This is a genomic window from Nocardia sp. PE-7, from assembly GCF_030486425.1.
Lineage (GTDB): Bacteria > Actinomycetota > Actinomycetes > Mycobacteriales > Mycobacteriaceae > Nocardia > Nocardia salmonicida_A.
The window spans coordinates 5,728,294-5,743,331 of sequence record NZ_CP129614.1 but is presented as its reverse complement, the minus strand read 5'-3'; the positions used below and the strand labels follow the sequence as shown (position 1 = coordinate 5,743,331).

At 66.4% G+C, this 15,038-nt stretch carries 20 protein-coding genes and 1 tRNA gene; 10 read left to right on the top strand and 11 right to left on the bottom strand.

From position 1 onward, the window contains the following. Positions 1-21 precede the first annotated feature (21 nt). From QX204_RS27035 to QX204_RS27025, 3 genes are read left to right on the top strand one after another with little or no spacing between them, the layout of a single operon-like run. Positions 22-600, top strand: a complete 579-nt coding sequence (locus QX204_RS27035) for an FtsB family cell division protein (RefSeq protein ID WP_301903350.1) — start codon at positions 22-24, stop codon at positions 598-600. After that, on the top strand, positions 597-1,118 hold the full coding sequence (locus QX204_RS27030; protein WP_301903348.1) for a DUF501 domain-containing protein: 522 nt from the start codon (positions 597-599) through the stop codon (positions 1,116-1,118). The genes QX204_RS27035 and QX204_RS27030 overlap by 4 nt, the downstream gene beginning before the upstream one ends. A 45-nt stretch (positions 1,119-1,163) precedes the next feature. Beyond that, entirely contained in the window at positions 1,164-2,123 is a 960-nt protein-coding gene (locus QX204_RS27025; protein WP_301903347.1) for a Ppx/GppA phosphatase family protein, read from the top strand. 35 nt (positions 2,124-2,158) lie between these two features. On the opposite strand, the gene QX204_RS27020 is transcribed toward QX204_RS27025, so the two are convergent. The 3 genes from QX204_RS27020 to QX204_RS27010 are packed head-to-tail and all read right to left on the bottom strand — an operon-like array spanning position 2,159 to position 3,114. Continuing rightward, the gene (locus QX204_RS27020; RefSeq protein ID WP_367620207.1) at positions 2,159-2,551 is read right to left on the bottom strand and encodes a type II toxin-antitoxin system VapC family toxin; all 393 of its coding nucleotides are present in this window, start codon (positions 2,549-2,551) and stop codon (positions 2,159-2,161) included. 35 nt (positions 2,552-2,586) lie between these two features. Beyond that, on the bottom strand, positions 2,587-2,802 hold the full coding sequence (locus tag QX204_RS27015; RefSeq protein ID WP_301903343.1) for a type II toxin-antitoxin system CcdA family antitoxin: 216 nt from the start codon (positions 2,800-2,802) through the stop codon (positions 2,587-2,589). A 45-nt stretch (positions 2,803-2,847) separates the two neighbouring features. Further along, the gene (locus tag QX204_RS27010) at positions 2,848-3,114 is read right to left on the bottom strand and encodes a YdeI/OmpD-associated family protein (RefSeq protein WP_301903341.1); all 267 of its coding nucleotides are present in this window, start codon (positions 3,112-3,114) and stop codon (positions 2,848-2,850) included. 96 nt (positions 3,115-3,210) lie between these two features. Between QX204_RS27010 and QX204_RS27005 the strand changes: the two genes are divergently transcribed. From QX204_RS27005 to QX204_RS26990, 4 genes are all read left to right on the top strand, one after another. Beyond that, positions 3,211-4,452, top strand: a complete 1,242-nt coding sequence (locus tag QX204_RS27005; RefSeq protein WP_301903339.1) for a cytochrome P450 — start codon at positions 3,211-3,213, stop codon at positions 4,450-4,452. A 70-nt stretch (positions 4,453-4,522) separates the two neighbouring features. Continuing rightward, the gene (locus QX204_RS27000; RefSeq protein ID WP_301903337.1) at positions 4,523-5,101 is read left to right on the top strand and encodes a TetR/AcrR family transcriptional regulator; all 579 of its coding nucleotides are present in this window, start codon (positions 4,523-4,525) and stop codon (positions 5,099-5,101) included. A 52-nt stretch (positions 5,102-5,153) separates the two neighbouring features. Then, positions 5,154-6,380, top strand: coding sequence for an acyl-CoA dehydrogenase family protein (locus tag QX204_RS26995; protein WP_301903335.1), 1,227 nt, complete (start codon positions 5,154-5,156; stop codon positions 6,378-6,380). A gap of 27 nt (positions 6,381-6,407) precedes the next feature. Continuing rightward, positions 6,408-6,857: a cupin domain-containing protein gene (locus QX204_RS26990; protein ID WP_301903333.1), complete on the top strand. Its 450-nt coding sequence runs from the start codon at positions 6,408-6,410 to the stop codon at positions 6,855-6,857. A gap of 5 nt (positions 6,858-6,862) precedes the next feature. Here the strand turns inward: QX204_RS26990 and QX204_RS26985 are convergent, their stop codons facing one another. Continuing rightward, positions 6,863-8,095, bottom strand: a complete 1,233-nt coding sequence (locus QX204_RS26985; RefSeq protein WP_301903331.1) for a hypothetical protein — start codon at positions 8,093-8,095, stop codon at positions 6,863-6,865. 156 nt (positions 8,096-8,251) lie between these two features. Continuing rightward, complete coding sequence (locus QX204_RS26980; RefSeq protein WP_301903329.1) at positions 8,252-8,800, bottom strand: carboxymuconolactone decarboxylase family protein; 549 nt, start codon at positions 8,798-8,800, stop codon at positions 8,252-8,254. 221 nt (positions 8,801-9,021) lie between these two features. On the opposite strand from QX204_RS26980, the gene QX204_RS26975 reads away from it, so the two are divergent. Further along, the gene (locus QX204_RS26975; protein WP_301903327.1) at positions 9,022-9,153 is read left to right on the top strand and encodes a hypothetical protein; all 132 of its coding nucleotides are present in this window, start codon (positions 9,022-9,024) and stop codon (positions 9,151-9,153) included. A 188-nt stretch (positions 9,154-9,341) separates the two neighbouring features. Here the strand turns inward: QX204_RS26975 and QX204_RS26970 are convergent. The 3 genes from QX204_RS26970 to QX204_RS26960 all read right to left on the bottom strand — a co-directional run bounded on the left by QX204_RS26970 (position 9,342) and on the right by QX204_RS26960 (position 12,584). After that, a tRNA-Leu gene (locus tag QX204_RS26970) sits at positions 9,342-9,415 on the bottom strand. A gap of 116 nt (positions 9,416-9,531) precedes the next feature. Further along, positions 9,532-11,043: an APC family permease gene (locus QX204_RS26965; RefSeq protein ID WP_301903326.1), complete on the bottom strand. Its 1,512-nt coding sequence runs from the start codon at positions 11,041-11,043 to the stop codon at positions 9,532-9,534. A 53-nt stretch (positions 11,044-11,096) separates the two neighbouring features. Then, on the bottom strand, positions 11,097-12,584 hold the full coding sequence (locus QX204_RS26960) for a peptide MFS transporter (RefSeq protein WP_301903324.1): 1,488 nt from the start codon (positions 12,582-12,584) through the stop codon (positions 11,097-11,099). A gap of 219 nt (positions 12,585-12,803) precedes the next feature. On the opposite strand from QX204_RS26960, the gene QX204_RS26955 reads away from it, so the two are divergent. Both QX204_RS26955 and QX204_RS26950 read left to right on the top strand, forming a co-directional pair. Beyond that, positions 12,804-13,250 carry an SRPBCC family protein gene (locus QX204_RS26955; protein ID WP_301903322.1) on the top strand — a complete coding sequence of 149 codons (447 nt, stop codon included), beginning with the start codon at positions 12,804-12,806 and terminating at the stop codon, positions 13,248-13,250. A 181-nt stretch (positions 13,251-13,431) separates the two neighbouring features. Beyond that, complete coding sequence (locus tag QX204_RS26950) at positions 13,432-14,136, top strand: MHYT domain-containing protein (protein ID WP_301903320.1); 705 nt, start codon at positions 13,432-13,434, stop codon at positions 14,134-14,136. A 42-nt stretch (positions 14,137-14,178) separates the two neighbouring features. Here the strand turns inward: QX204_RS26950 and QX204_RS26945 are convergent, their stop codons facing one another. From QX204_RS26945 to QX204_RS26935, 3 genes are all read right to left on the bottom strand, one after another. After that, entirely contained in the window at positions 14,179-14,391 is a 213-nt protein-coding gene (locus tag QX204_RS26945) for a hypothetical protein (RefSeq protein WP_301903319.1), read from the bottom strand. 41 nt (positions 14,392-14,432) lie between these two features. Next, on the bottom strand, positions 14,433-14,588 hold the full coding sequence (locus QX204_RS26940; RefSeq protein ID WP_165610278.1) for a DUF6131 family protein: 156 nt from the start codon (positions 14,586-14,588) through the stop codon (positions 14,433-14,435). Between the two features lie 149 nt (positions 14,589-14,737). Then, complete coding sequence (locus QX204_RS26935) at positions 14,738-15,013, bottom strand: hypothetical protein (RefSeq protein WP_301903317.1); 276 nt, start codon at positions 15,011-15,013, stop codon at positions 14,738-14,740. Positions 15,014-15,038: the final 25 nt, after the last annotated feature.

The window sequence follows — 15,038 nt, the reverse complement described above, 5'->3', positions numbered from 1 at the left end:
GCAGTGCAGGGGCGGTAGCGAATGACCGAGCGACGTGCGCGTGGGACCAGTCCAGGTGGACGAGGTGACCGGCGCACGTCGCGGGCCGCGCGCTCCCGCCCCAGCCTCGACACGCCCGGCCGCCCCACCGCGGCCAAGCGCCCGACGCGGCGGCACCCGCAACCCACGGGTGCTCCCCGTAAGTCCAGCGGCAAGCTGGAACGCAGCGAGCACACCATCCTCGGTCTCTCGACCGGTAAGGCGGTGATCCTGGCGGCGGTGCTGTGCGGTCTCGCACTGACCCTGGCCGTGCCGACGCGCACCTACTTCAGCCAGCGCGCCGAAGCCGTGGCACTGGCCAAGCAGCGGACCGAACTCGAAGCCGACCTGGCCGACCTGCGTAATCGTCGTGCGCAACAACAGGATCCGGCCTACATCCGCTCCGAAGCGCGCGACCGCCTGCGCCTGGTGATGCCCGGCGAAACCCCCTACATCGTGCAGATTCCCGGCATCGAGGCACCAGCGCCGCCGCCGATGAGCACCCGAACAGCGGCGCCTGACCCCTGGTACACCGACCTGTGGCGCAGCATCTCCGAACCAGCCCCGGAAGGACCACGGTGACGACACCGAACGCCGACGACCTCGAGATCATCGCGAAGCAGTTGGGTCGCGAGCCTCGCGGCGTGCTCGAAGTCGCCTACCGCACCCCCGACGGCCTGCCCGCCGTGGTGAAGACCGCGCCGCGCCTGCCCGACGGCACCCCGTTCCCGACGCTCTACTACCTGACCGACCCCCGGCTCACCGCCGAGGCGAGCAGGCAGGAATCGGCCGGGGTGATGCGCGAGATGACCGAACGCCTCGCCACCGATCCCGAATTGGCCGCCGCCTACCGGCGCGCGCACGAGAGCTACCTGGCCGAACGTAATGAAATCGAGTCGCTCGGCACCGATTTCACCGGTGGCGGGATGCCCGACCGGGTCAAGTGCCTGCACGTGCTGATCGCGCATTCGCTCGCCAAGGGACCCGGTCTGAACCCCTTCGGGGACGAGGCCGTCGCCCTCGCCGCCGACGCCGGTTTCCGCGGTACCGCGATCCCCGCCGACTGGCCTGCCACGAGCACACCCGACGAACAGGCATAATCGCGGTCAGTGCCCGTGCGCGGGTCGAGACCTCTGGAGGACACCATGAGTGAGCGCATCGCCGCAGTCGACTGCGGCACCAACTCGATCCGCCTGCTGATCGCCGAGGTGGGGGCCGACGGCGGGCTCACCGACGTGCACCGGGAGATGCGCATCGTGCGCCTCGGCCAGGGGGTGGACGCCACCGGCCGTCTCGCGCCCGAAGCCATCGAACGCACGCGCCTCGCGTTGTCCGATTACGTCGATGTGATGGTGGCGCAGGGTGTTTCGCGCGTGCGTATGGTCGCCACCTCCGCCACCCGTGATGCCGCCAACCGTGACGACTTCTTCTCGATGACCCGCACCGAACTCGGCCGCGTAGTGCCCGACGCGGTCGCCGAAGTGATCACCGGCGACGAAGAGGCGCGGCTGTCCTTCGCCGGCGCCGTCGGCGAATTGGCCGCTGACGCCGGACCTTTCGTCGTGGTAGATCTCGGCGGCGGCTCGACCGAGCTGGTCGTCGGTGATGAGAACGGCGTCCAGGCAGCCTATTCCGCGGATATCGGCTGTGTCCGCATCACCGAACGTTGTCTGGCGGGCAACCCACCCACCGCCGACCAGGTCTCTGCCGCAAGGGAATTCGCCCAGCAGAAGCTCGACGAGGCTTTCGCGAAGGTCCCCGTCGACAAGGTGCACACCTGGGTCGGCGTGGCAGGCACGATGACCACGATCACCGCCGTCGCCCTCGACCTCCCCGAATACGATTCCGCGCGAGTGCATCTCACCCGCCTGAGTCTGGCCGAGGTCCACCAGGTCTGTGACCGCTTGATCGGCATGAACCACGACGAACGCGCCGCCCTCGGCCCGATGCATCCGGGTCGGGTCGACGTGATCGGCGGCGGCGCGGTGATCACCGAGGTTCTCGCCGACGAACTGTCCGAGCGCGCGGGAGTTTCCGAACTCATCGTCAGCGAACACGACATCCTCGACGGCATCGCCATGTCGATCGTGAACGCCGCGGCCTGACGTTCGCCGCGATCACCTGGGCCCGCGCGTAACCGCTAAGGGGCCGACTCCGACTGCGGCCCACCCGCCTCGTCGCCGATGTGCTCGGCTCCCGGGTAAGCCCGCGCCAGTCGACCGTCCGTTGTGACGAGCGGCATCTCGAACTGCTCCGCGAGTTCTACATAGAGTGCGTCGGCGAGCCTGATCGCAGCTCGGCGATTCCAGGCGCCCGTCGTCAGGTTCACGACATGGTGTCGGGTCAACGGAGCTCTCGCAAGACGACCGAGCGCGGTCTCGACCTCGGCAGCGGACACCAGATCAGCCCGATTCAGTCTGCCGAGCGCGGAGAGTACCTCCACGTCGAAGTGTGCAGGCACGTGCAGGACGGCTGCCGAGATCCGCTTGCTGACCGCGTCGGTCCGGTCGTTGCGAACGAGTAGATCGACCATGGCGCTGGCATCGAGGACGATCTGCTCGGCCTCGCTCACTGGTCGAACTCGTCTCTGGCCGCGTCGACCGCCGCCAGTACGCGGTCATGTGGAATTTCGGGGCGATCGGTGAGATCGGCCAACCATGCCGACGTCGCATTCGTTTCGAGTGCGGCCACAATCGCTGCCTGAGTCAGCGCCGAAACATTGACCCCGGCTGCTCTGGCGCGTTCGGCCAGCTCATCCGGTACGTACACATTGAGTCTCGCCATAGATCAAACTATACACACCAATGTGTGTATACCGGTCGTGCGGTGCTAGCTGCCGGTGCGTTCGCGATGCTTGCAGCCCGGCCAGCAGCACGGCCGCCGTTGCCCTTCTTCCAGCTCCTCCTGGGTGCGTCGAATCCGTCGTTCACGAGTCGCGTTCTGCTTGGCGTCCTCGACCCAGCAGATGAACTCGTTGCGGGCCAGCGGCGTGATGTCCTGCCAGGCGTCGAGCGCTACGGAGTTGGCGAGCAGTGCCGCACGCAGATCGGCGGGCAACTCGTGCACCACGCCCCCGGAGACTCGTCGACTACTCATCAGTCCACGGTAGCGCGCAAGAGTTCGACCTGCGGTTACCCGGACGGGGAGCCAGCGCTACTAGACAAAGCAGTTCATATGTCTCACCATAGAGTCATGAGCACAGCGACGTCTCATTCGGTGCGATTCGAACTCCGCTCCGGAGACACTTGGCGCGATCCCTGGTCCATGTATTCCGCACTGCGTGATCACGACCCTGTTCACCGAGCGATCCCCGCCGGGCAGGAGGACAACGACTTCTACGTGCTGTCCCGGCATGCGGACGTGTGGATGGCGGCGCGCGACCCCGCGACCTTCTCCTCCGCGTCGGGACTGACCGTCGACTACGTCGACCTGGTCGCCGCCGGATTCGGCGCCGTCAAGCCGTTCGTCTTCATGGACCCGCCGGAGCACACCGATTTCCGGCGTCGGGTTTCACCGGGATTCACTCCGCGCCAGGTGAATTCGGTCGAGCCCGCAGTGCGCAGATTCATCGTCGAACGCATCGAGCGGCTGCGCGCGGCGGGGGAGGGTGACATCGTCAAGGACTTGTTCAAGCCGCTGCCCACCATGGTGGTCGCCCACTATCTCGGTGTGCCGGAACAGGATCACGAGAAGTTCGACGCGTGGACCGAGAACATCGTCGGTGGCGCGGTCGCGGGGGCCGGGCTTGCCGCGGGCGACCAGAACGCCTTCACCGCGGTGGGCGAAATGGTCGGCTATTTCAGTGAATTGATCGCCCGTCGTCGAGTCGAACCGGGCGACGACACCATCTCGCACCTGCTGGCCTCCGGTCTCGGCGCCGACGGCGACAACGAAGGTCTGGTCGCGATCCTCGGCTTCGCGTTCACGATGATCACCGGCGGCAACGACACCACAACCGGCAATCTCGGCGGAGCGGTCCAGCTGCTCACCGCCGCCCCCGACCAGCGACGGCTGCTCATCGACGATCCCTCGCTCATTCCGGACTCCATCGAGGAGTTCCTCCGGATGACCTCACCGGTGCAGGGCCTGGCGCGCACCACCACCCGCGACGTCGAACTGCACGACACCGTCATCCCGGAGGGCCGCCGCGTGCTGCTGCTCTACGGTTCGGGCAACCGCGACGAACGCGAATTCGGCCCCACTGCAGCCGAACTCGATATCCGGCGCAACCCCAAGCGTATTCTCAGCTTCAGCCACGGCCACCACCACTGCCTCGGCGCCGCCGCCGCCCGCATGCAGGCGCGCGTCGCACTCGAGGAACTGCTCACTCGCTGCCCCGACTTCACCGTCGACCTAGACGCGGTGCAGTGGTCGCAGGGCAACTACGTGCGCTGGCCGGTCTCGGTGCCGTTCCGCGCGGAGGGCTCGGCATGAGCGGTCAGTGCCCGGAGTCGGTAGCCCGCGCAACCACGCAGGGCGTCCGAGGATGCCGCGGGGAAACAGCATGAGCGGTGACTGGCTGGGCGCCGATCGGGCGGACCTGGCCGCCGAGCGCATCATCGACGCTGCCGCCGAACTGTTCGCCGAGCACGGGGTGGCCGCGGTCGGCATGGCCGACATCGCCAAGGCCGCGGGCTGCTCCCGCGCCACGCTGTACCGCTATTTCGACAACCGGCACGCGGTGCGTCTGGCGTTCGTGCACCGCGAGACCCGCCGCATCGTCGCCCAGCTCGACGAGCGGTTCCGCGACATCGCCGACCCCGGAGAACGCATCATCGCCGCGATGCTCGGCGCGGTCGCGGAGGTCCGCGCCAACCCCCTGCTCATCGCCTGGTTCCGCCCCGCCGACTCCGGTACGGCAGGGCGCATCAGCCAGGACTCCGACGTCATCGAATCCCTGGCCGCGACCATCTTCGGCCCCGCGGACCTGACCGACCCGGAACGCAGCCGGCTGGCCCGCTGGCTCACCCGCGTCATCGTCTCGCTGCTGTCGGCTCCCGGCCGCGATGCCGCCGACGAACGGGCCATGCTCGAGGAGTTCGTCGCCCCGGTGATCACCCGCACCTTCGCCTCGCCGAACTAGAACGTGTTCTATATTCGAGGGAAAGTTCCGGCGATCCCTCGGGAGTCCAGATATGTACCAGTGGTCAGACGAAGACCTGATGTTCCGCGACGCTGTGCGCGGCTTCATCGCCAAGGAGGTCACCCCGCACGTCGACCAGCTGGAGAGTGGCGCGCTGCCGCCGTTCGACATCATCCGCAAGCTGTACGCCACCTTCGGGCTGGACGAGATGGCGCGCGACGGGCTCGCGAAGGCGCTCACCCGCGAAGAGGCCGGCACCACCGGCTCCGGTAAGTCGGGCGGCGGTTTCAGCGGTGCGGGCAGCATGGGGGTGGTCCTCAACAGTGAGCTCGCCGCCGTCAGCCTCGGGCTGGTGGCCTCCATGGGGGTGAGCCTCGGTCTCACCGTGGGCACCATCCGCAGTCGCGGCACCCTCGCGCAGAAGAAGCGCTGGCTGCCCGAACTGGTCACCATGGCGAAGGTCGGCGCCTGGGCCATCACCGAACCCGATTCGGGCTCCGACGCGTTCGGCGGCATGAAGTCCTATGTGCGCCGTGACGGCGAGGACTACATCCTCAACGGTCGCAAGACGTTCATCACCAACGGGCCGTACGCCGACGTCACCGTCGTCTACGCCAAGCTGGACGAAGAGGACGGCACCGACCGCCGCGACCGCAAGGTGCTGCCGTTCGTGCTGGACAAGGGCATGCCCGGTTTCGTGCAGAGCCCGCCGTTCAAGAAGATGGGCATGAACTCCTCGCCCACCGGCGAGCTGTTCTTCGAGAACGTCCGCATCACCCCCGACCGGCTGCTGGGCGAAACCGAGAACCCGGCCAAGGGCGACGGAAAAGACAGTGCCAAGGAGTCTTTCGCGGCCGAACGCATCGGCATCGCCTCCCTCGCACTGGGCATCATCAACGAATGTCACCGCCTGTGCGTCGATTACGCCAAGTCCCGCACGCTGTGGGGCAAGGAGATCGCGCAGTTCCAGCTCATCCAGCTCAAGCTCGCCGAGATGGAGATCGCGCGAATCAATGTGCAGAACATGGTGTTCAACGCCATCGAGCGCACCGCGGCCGGCGACAAGGTGACCCTCGCCGAGGCCTCGGCGATGAAGCTCTACTCCTCTCGCGCCGCCACCGAGGTCGCGATGGAGGCCGTGCAGCTGTTCGGCGGCAACGGGTACATGGCCGAGTACAAGGTCGAACAGTTGGCCCGCGACGCCAAGTCGCTGATGATCTACGCGGGCAGCAACGAAATCCAGGTCACCCACATCGCCAAGGGTCTGACCGCCGGGTAGCCGGCAGTTCGCTCGTATACTGCGAAGATGCGCATCCACCGGAATGCTTTCGCCGGCGCCGTGGTGGTCGTCGCCGCGGTCGTCGCCCTCGCGCCGTCGACTGCGGCCACCCCGGCCTCCGGTGTGACCGTCGAACCGCTGACTCAGGTCGACGTCAGCGCGTTCAGCCCCTTCGCCTCCTTGCCGAGCAAGTTCACCTTCCGGCGGATCACCATCGCGCCCGGGGGCACCCTCGGCTGGCACTACCACGACGGCAACGTTCTCGCGGTGATCACGGCGGGCCAGGTGACCCGATACGAGACGGACTGCGTGCCGACCACGTACTCCGCGGGCCAGGGACTGTCCGAGACCGTGGGCCCTGACCATGTCCATGTGGGCCGCAACCTCGGCAACGAGCCCGCCGAGCTGTACGTCGCGTATGTCAACCTCGCGAACGAACCCCTCTTCGTGGACGCCCCTGCCCCGAACTGCGCGTAGCCACCTCAGGCGCCGAGGCAGGCTTCGGCGCCGCCTGTCGTGAACGTCTCGGTGCTGCAATAGGCGGTTCTCGGGTAGTAGGGGCCCATCGTGGTAGCCGGGTCGTCGCCGGAGTCCTGGGACGCCTGGATCGAATTCGGATAGAACGCCGCGCTCGGGGTCATGTTCCGCAGGAACAGCACCTTGTCCACGTCGGTGCTGCCCCAGGGAATCACCGTCACACTCGAGTCGAGATTCGCGGGCACGTCCGCGGGTGCGGCGACAATGTAGGTGTAGTAGCCGGACCCGTCGATCGCGGTCTGGAAGTCGGCCGCGCAGGCGACAACGGGGTAGGGCGAGCGCAGGTCGTTCTGGCACATCGACCAGTACCGCACCTGCTGGCTCGGATCGGTAGGTGACTGTCCCGCACGGGTATTCGGGCAGATCGGCGCCTTGCCACGCACCACCAGCAAGCGTCCCGGCTGATAGCTGATCCGCGTTCCGATGTATTTGTTGTCGCCGTTCGGGAAGAGCCCGGAGGTGCTCGCCGGGTTGCTGAACGTCGCCTCCGGTGTATTGCCGGGGAACGCGCCCGAGGCCGCTCCGGCGATCGCCCGGTCGAAGGCGGATTTTGCCGCGTCGGCGACGGGACCGGTGTACGCAGCCGGGTCGAAGGGCTGCGCGCACGGCTGGGTGGGCACGTCGGCGCCCGCGATCGACAGCGTCACATCGGGCAGCGCGACGCCGCCACTGAGCGAAGCCGGGTCGGTCGGAACATAGACACGGACGATGACGAAGCCGATCGGCGAGCTCTGACCGTTCGCGACAGCCTGAATCTCGTTGCGACTGTGGTCGGCCGGACCGTTGACCAACGTGGCATGCCAGCGTCGCTGCGAGGCGGGCAGCGATGCGGCGTCGGCATCGACGAACGGATTGGCACTGCCCGGGTCGGCGGCGATCTGGTCGTCGCGCAATGTGTCCACGGTGTCGAGGTCGGTCCCGTAGGTGTTCAACGAGAAATACCGTGCGGCCGGATAGGTACCCGACAACTCGATCGAATCACCCGGCCCCAGTGCATAGGGCATCAGCCAATACGTCGAATTCGCATCGGGGAAAGCCACATTCAGCACGGTGCTGTTGGACATGAACCGCCACGCGCACAGGGCCGAGTCCGGTGGATCCGCGGACGCGGGCGCGGCGAACCCCACCGTTGCCACCACGCAACAGACACGAACGATCAATGCGCCGACCGAATGCATGACGATCCCCTCGCTGAGCTCGAACTGGCGAACTATCGAAGAATCCCGCGCGCCCACGTCACCGTGGCCGGCTCGCGATCAACATAGTGCACCCCATGGCAGCGTCACACGCCACGTAGAGGTGGACCGTCACTGGTGTGTCCGGTCGTCGCCGTTCTACAGGGCTCGTCGTGGTTCCGGCATCGCACATGCCAGCCCATCGGCCATCCCCGTCGGCTGCACACCGAGACCCTGGTTCAGCCTGGCCCGCTGGTTCTCCCACGCGATGCTCGCCGCCAACTCGGCCAGTTGTGCCTTCGACAGATGGGTGAGCAGCGTTTCCCGCAATTCGTCGATATCGACCGCCGGAGTAACCGTCATCGCCTCCGCGAACGCGATCACCAGCTTCTCCAACTCGGAATAGGCGTCACTGGTCCGATACCGAGGCAGATCGACGAGCTGCTGCTCGGTCAGCCCCGCCGTATGCGCCAGCGCCGACCCGATGTCGAGACAGAACTGACAAGCCACCAGCCCCGCCGTTTTGAGCTCGGCCAACTCCTTGAGTCGAGGATCGAGCTTGTTGCTGAACAACAACGCCGTCTCATAGGTCAGCGTCGCCGCCGCGATCTGCGGCCGCCGCCCGAGCCACCCCACCAGATCCCCCCGATTACGCCGAGCCTGCCCGATGACCACGGCGTATCCCCGAACCCGCTTGACCACCCGCATCGATAACACCCCTTCGTGCCGACGATTCACCTACCGATGAACCTACGCCGAGTGCCCACCGAACCCCAGAGTGATCCGCCTCGCTTCCAGCCGGCGGAGAGGCCGACGCCAAAGCGGCTGCCGTGTAAGCCGTTGGAGCACAAAGCAATACCCATTGCGCTGCGATTGGCACCTTAAGGATTTCGCATGTCGAACGTATGCGGCGCTCTCTAATTTCATGGGTGTCAAGGCCCCGAGGGGCATATTTCATCCACACCAGCAAGGTCGACGAGCGTATTTCGCAGGGCGACATCAATGTCCCCAACTACACCTGCAAGCGTGACGGAAACGGCTGGCGGGTAGCCGTCGGCTAGCCCTCGCCGAAGTGGTTGGGGGTCAGTCCGGCGGACCGACCCCTGCCATCCGGTTGCCGTCGCAGACGCTCTTGAACCGGCGGCGGCTATGGGCAGGACGCGCGAGCGCTTGCGGACTCACTGCGGACCGAGCAGGCCAGTTGACCAGGGGAGAAGCGCAGATAGCGCCCACGACCTGCGATGAAGAGTGCCCCCACAGGGACTCGAACCCTGACTGTGCGGATTTTAAGTCCGCTGCCTCTGCCAATTGGGCTATAGGGGCGTCCCGGATAGCGTAGCGAATCGTACGGGTGTACCGGAATCCTGTTGGTCGACAAGGTCGGCCCGGCGTGTCGGAACAGACCACGCCGGGACCGATCATGTCATCGAAGGTGCTGGTCAGTCTGCACTCGCGCTCTTTTTGCCGAGGACGGAGTGTCGACGGCCATAGGCGAAGTAGACGGCGAAGCCGATGGCCATCCAGATCACGAAGCGCATCCAGGTTTCCACCGAGAGGTTCACCATCAGCCACAGGCAGGCCGCGACGGCCAGGATGGGGATGAAGGGGACCAGCGGGACGCGGAAGCCGCGGGGCAGGTCGGGGCGGGTGCGGCGCAGGACGATGACGCCGACCGAGACCAGCACGAAGGCGAACAGCGTGCCGATGTTGACCATTTCCTCCAGCGTGCCGAAGTCGACGAAACCGGCCAGCACACAGCAGATCACGCCGACGATGGCGGTGAGCCGCACCGGCGTGCCGCGCTTGCCGGTGTGGGCGAGTCCGCGGGGCAGCAGGCCGTCGCGCGACATCGCGAACAGCACGCGGGTCTGCCCGAGGAACAGCACCATCACCACGGTGGTGAGACCGGCCAGGGCGCCGATGGAGATGACGTTCTTGGCCCAGTCCACGCCTACGATCTGGAATGCCGTTGCCAGCGTGGCATTCTCGCCGGACAGGTCGGTGTAGGGCACCATGCCGGTGAGCACCAGCGTCACCGCCACGTAGAGCACGGTGACGATCAGCAGCGAACCCAGGATGCCGCGCGGCACCGCCTTCTGCGGGTTCTTGGTCTCCTCGGCGGCGGTGGCCACCACGTCGAAACCGATGAACGCGAAGAACACGATGCTGGCCGCGGCGAGCAGGCCGTACCAGCCGAAGTTGGTGTCACCCGCGCCGGTGATGAATTGGAACAGCGTCTGGTGCAGACCACTGGCGCTTTCCTCGGCGGGCTGCGACGGCGGGATGTAGGGGCTCAGGTTGGACGCCTTGAAATAGGTGATGCCGAGAACGAGCACCAGCGCGATGACCGCGAGCTTGATCGCCACGGCGATCGCCGACACCCGCGAGGACACCTTGGTGCCGATGGCGAGCAGCACACCGAGCACGGCGAGCAGTAACACCGCGCCCCAGTCGAAGGTGATCGAACCCAATTGCACAGTGGCGGACTCGAATCCGAATACGGTGCCGAGATACTGCGACCAGCCTTTCGCGACCACCGACGCGGCGAGCGCGAATTCCAAGATCAGGTCCCAGCCGATGATCCACGCCACCAATTCGCCGAAGGTGGCATAGGAATAGGTATAGGCACTACCGGCAACGGGCACGGTCGAAGCGAATTCCGCGTAACAGACCGCGGTGAGACCACACGCGATCGCCGCGAAAACGAAGGCCAGCGAAACCGAAGGGCCTGCCACATTGCCCGCGGTCCGCGCGGTGAGGGTGAAGATGCCCGCGCCGACGACAACGGCGACACCGAAGACCGTGAGATCCCAGGCCGTCAGATCTTTACGGAGTTTGGAATCGGGATCATCGGTATCGAGAATCGACTGTTCGACGGATTTGGTGCGGAACAACCCGCCCCAGCGGCTGGGCGATCGGCCCACGCCTGGAGCGTCCTGCGGTGTCGGCACGGTATATCTCCTTCTGCTGCGAAAAACGTAATCGGGGATTACCCGGAAATCGGTCAGTGCACGCCCTGCATGCGGCGCTTGATCCAGGGCGAGCACGCGACGACCACGAGACCGGCCGCGATGGCCGCGGCGCCGCTGAACCCGAAGTAGGCGATCTCGCTGTCGGGGCTGTAGAACCGGGCGAGCGTGCCCGCCATCGACGTGCCGATACCGACGGAGAAGAAATACAGGGCCATCATCTGCGAGCGGAACGCGGCGGGCGCGAGATGGGTGGTCACCGCGAGACCGATCGGCGAGAGCAGCAATTCCGAGACCGCGAAGCCGCCGAGGATCAAGAAGACCGCGAGCACCGGCACTGTCTTGCCGTCGAAACCGCTGAGCAGCGCGAACAACCAGAACGCGATGCCCATCCCGATCACGCCGAGCGCGAACTTGATCGGCGTGCTCGGCGCGCGATTGCCGAGTTTGGTCCACATCAGCGCGAACAGCGGCGAGAGCGCGATGATCCACACCGGCTCGACCGAACCGATCCAGCTCGCCGGCGCCTCCCAGCCGAAGATCCGCCAGTCCACGCGCTCGTCGGAATAGACCGCGAGCATGGTGAACATCTGCTGGAACAGCGACCAGAACACGGCGTTGGCGATGAACAGCGGGATGAAGGCGACCACTCTCGTCCGCTCGACCTGCGTCACCTTGGCGCTGCGCAGCATCACCGCGAAATACACGACGGAGGCGACCACGATGACGCCGGTGGTGACGTCGGAGAGATTCTCGAGGGTGATCAGCTTCGTCAGCACGGCCACCAGCACCACGACGGCCGCGACGGCGACGCCGATCAGGATCGGGGTGAGCTCGCGCCGGGTGATGGGATTGGGCACCTCGCGCCCGTGGGTGCCCAGGTTGCGACGGAAGATCACGTACTGGGCCAGACCGAGCGCCATGCCGATCGCCGCGGCACCGAAGGCTACGTGGAATCCCCACTCGCGCTGCAGCAGGCCGGTCAGCAGCGGGCCGCAGAAGGCGCCGATATTGATGCCGAGATAGAACAGCGTGAAGCCGCCGTCGACCCGCGCGTCGGTGGGCGCGTAGAGCGTGCCGAGCAACGACGACGCGTTCGCCTTCAACCCGCCGCTGCCGAGCGCGACGAGCACCAGGCCGACGCCGACGCCAGCCAAGCCGGGCAACACCGCCAGCGCGAGGTGTCCGGCCACGACCACGACGCCGCCGTAGAAGACCGTCCGCTCCATCCCCAGCACCCGGTCGGCAATCCAGCCGCCGAGCACGGTGGACAGGTATACCAGGCCGCCGTACGCGCCGACGATGCCGAGCGCGGTGCTCTGGGCGATGCCGAGGCCGCCCTCGGTGGTGGAGTAGTAGAGGTAGTAGCCCAGGATGGTGAGCATGCCGTAGAAGGAGAAACGCTCCCACAGCTCGACGCCGAACAAGTTGGTCAACCCGATGGGGTGACCGAACACGGTCCGTTCGGCCGCCTTGTCGGCAGGGTTCGGCGGGTCGCCGAGCCGGGTTTCTTCGGTGGACATAAGGGAACGATCCCACGTCGAAACGGTGGACAGCAATTTTCCCGCATCGTCGCGGGTTCGGCGTGCCGCACCCGCCGGGCCGCCGCGAGCACCTCCGGCGGCGGGCGTCGGCACGACGGGGCGCGCCGCCGTGATCGCCGCGGCGGTACGCGGGGCGAGCAGCGCCGCGCCAATTAGGCTGTGGTGACCGGACTCCCGCGACGGACGAGGAAACCAGACGTGTTGACAGCCCAAGTGACCGTCCCCGTGCGGCCGGAGAGGGCGTTCGCGACCCTGGCCGACGGCTGGCTCTACGCGAGCTGGGTGGTCGGCGCCTCGCATATCCGCGAGGTCGACCCCGGCTGGCCTGCCATCGGCAGCCGCATCCACTACCGATTCGGGCTGTGGCCGGTGCTGATCAGCGACGCGACGGTGGTGCGCGCGATCGACCCGCCGCATCGACTCGAGTTGGAGGCGCGGCTGTGGTCGGTCGGTTCGGCGTGGATCACGCTCACCCTCGTCGAGCGATCCCCGGGGCACACCACGATCCGGATGGTCGAACGCGCCGGGAGCGGACCCGCTCAGCTGATTCCGGGAGTCGCGCAGGATCTGCTCTTCTCGGCGCGCAACCAGGAATCCCTCGATCGGCTGGCCGCTTTGATTCGTGCGCGTTCGCAGAATGAATGACTCATAGGAATTCCGACCGGTCCGTATTTCTCGAGAGCGAGTATTCGCGCTGAAATAGTGGCGTGGAATTCTCTGTCGCGGTGTTCTGTCTGCGCAATTGGTTTAGTCTCTAGCGATTATCTGAATGCGTAGATCAGGGGAAAAGCGCGTGCTTCATATCGAGCACTTCAATAATGGCTGGATGAATCCGGTGCTGGCCTTCGGCCTGTCGTTCATCGGCTCGGTATTGGGGCTACGGTGCGCGGTGCACGCCAAGGCGTCGGCCGCGCCGCTCGGTTGGCTCGTCGCCGCGGCCGTGGGGCTGGGCGGAGCGGCCATCTGGGTCACGCACTTCACGGCCATGCTCGGGTTCAGCATCGGCGGTGCGCCCATCCGCTACGACGTGCCGTTGACGCTGGTCAGTGCGGTTATCGCGATCGTGGTGGTGCTGATCGGGCTCACCATCGTCACCGGTGGGGGCAACGAGTGGGTGACACTGCCCTTCGGCGGCGCGATCACCGGACTGGGGGTGGCCGCCATGCATTACCTGGGGATGTGGGCGATACGCGCCCGAGCCGTCATCGAATACGAGCCCGCGCTGATGGCGCTGTCGATCGTGATCGCCGTGGTCGTGGCCACGGTGGCGCTGTGGTTCATGCTGCACGTGCGCGGCCTGCTGATGACAACAGGCGCCGCGCTGGTCATGGGAATCGCGGTGTGCGGCATGCACTACACGGCGATGGCGGCCATGCGTGTGCACCACGGCGACCCGATGACCGTGGTGGACGGCGTCACTCCGGTGCAATTGCTGCTGCCGTTGATCGCGACGGTGTCCTTGGTGGTCACCGGATTGGTGATCGTGGTCGGGTTGGCCGAGTTGGAGGTCGGCGAGAGTCGACCGGACTGACGGATTGGCCGCCGTGGCCGATATCGGCCACGGCGGAATCCATCAGCTCGGCTGGGGTAGCTCGCAGTCGTCGACCTTCGGATTGGCGCCCACATAGTTCAGTGGGCCCGCGATCAGGGTCACCGCGATGGTGCCGAGAGTCGCACAGTTCTGATCGCGTTCGGTGTAGTAACCGCGTTGACCCGCGGCCAGTACTCCGATCAGCAACCACACCAGCACGACGATCGTAATGATGCGAGAACTACTGCCTGTCATGACCGGTCCTCTACTACTACTTCGACGGATTCTGCGCATGGTCAGTAGTAGTGCCGACGGCCGCCGACTGCACGACCTGTGCTGCCGATCAATGCCAGCGCTACGCCGACCACCAGGAGGATGACTCCCACGGTGTTGAGAAGGGGGATGCCGAAAACGAGTCCGGCTATGAGAAGTACTGCGCCGAGAAGAATCATCAGAGCTCACCTTGTTCGGTGTCGGGACTGTGGAATACCGGTGGGCACCCACATAAGCCGTTTGCCCGGTTTTTCCGATCCGAAACAGGCTGTGCCACAAGAGACCGGCCGCCGTGACCGAACTGTTGGGCCACGGCGGCTCGGGTGGATCAGCGGGCGAAGAACGGCAGCGCGGCCGAGCCCGTCGAGACCGGGCGGGGGGCGCTCGAACCGAGATCGGCGTCGAACGAGCCGGTGCCGCTGCCGACGTCGACCGAGCCCATCGAACTACCGGTGGGCGGGCCGAGCTCGACCGAACCGGAGGGGAGCAGGTCCCAATCGGCGCTGCCGACCGCGTTGGCGGTGCCGCCGGCGCCGAGCAGGGTTCCCGCGGCGAGCACGGCCAGTAAGCCCGCTCTGGCGGCGGTGGATTGACGGATGGACATGGGTGATACCTCCGAGCGCTTCGCT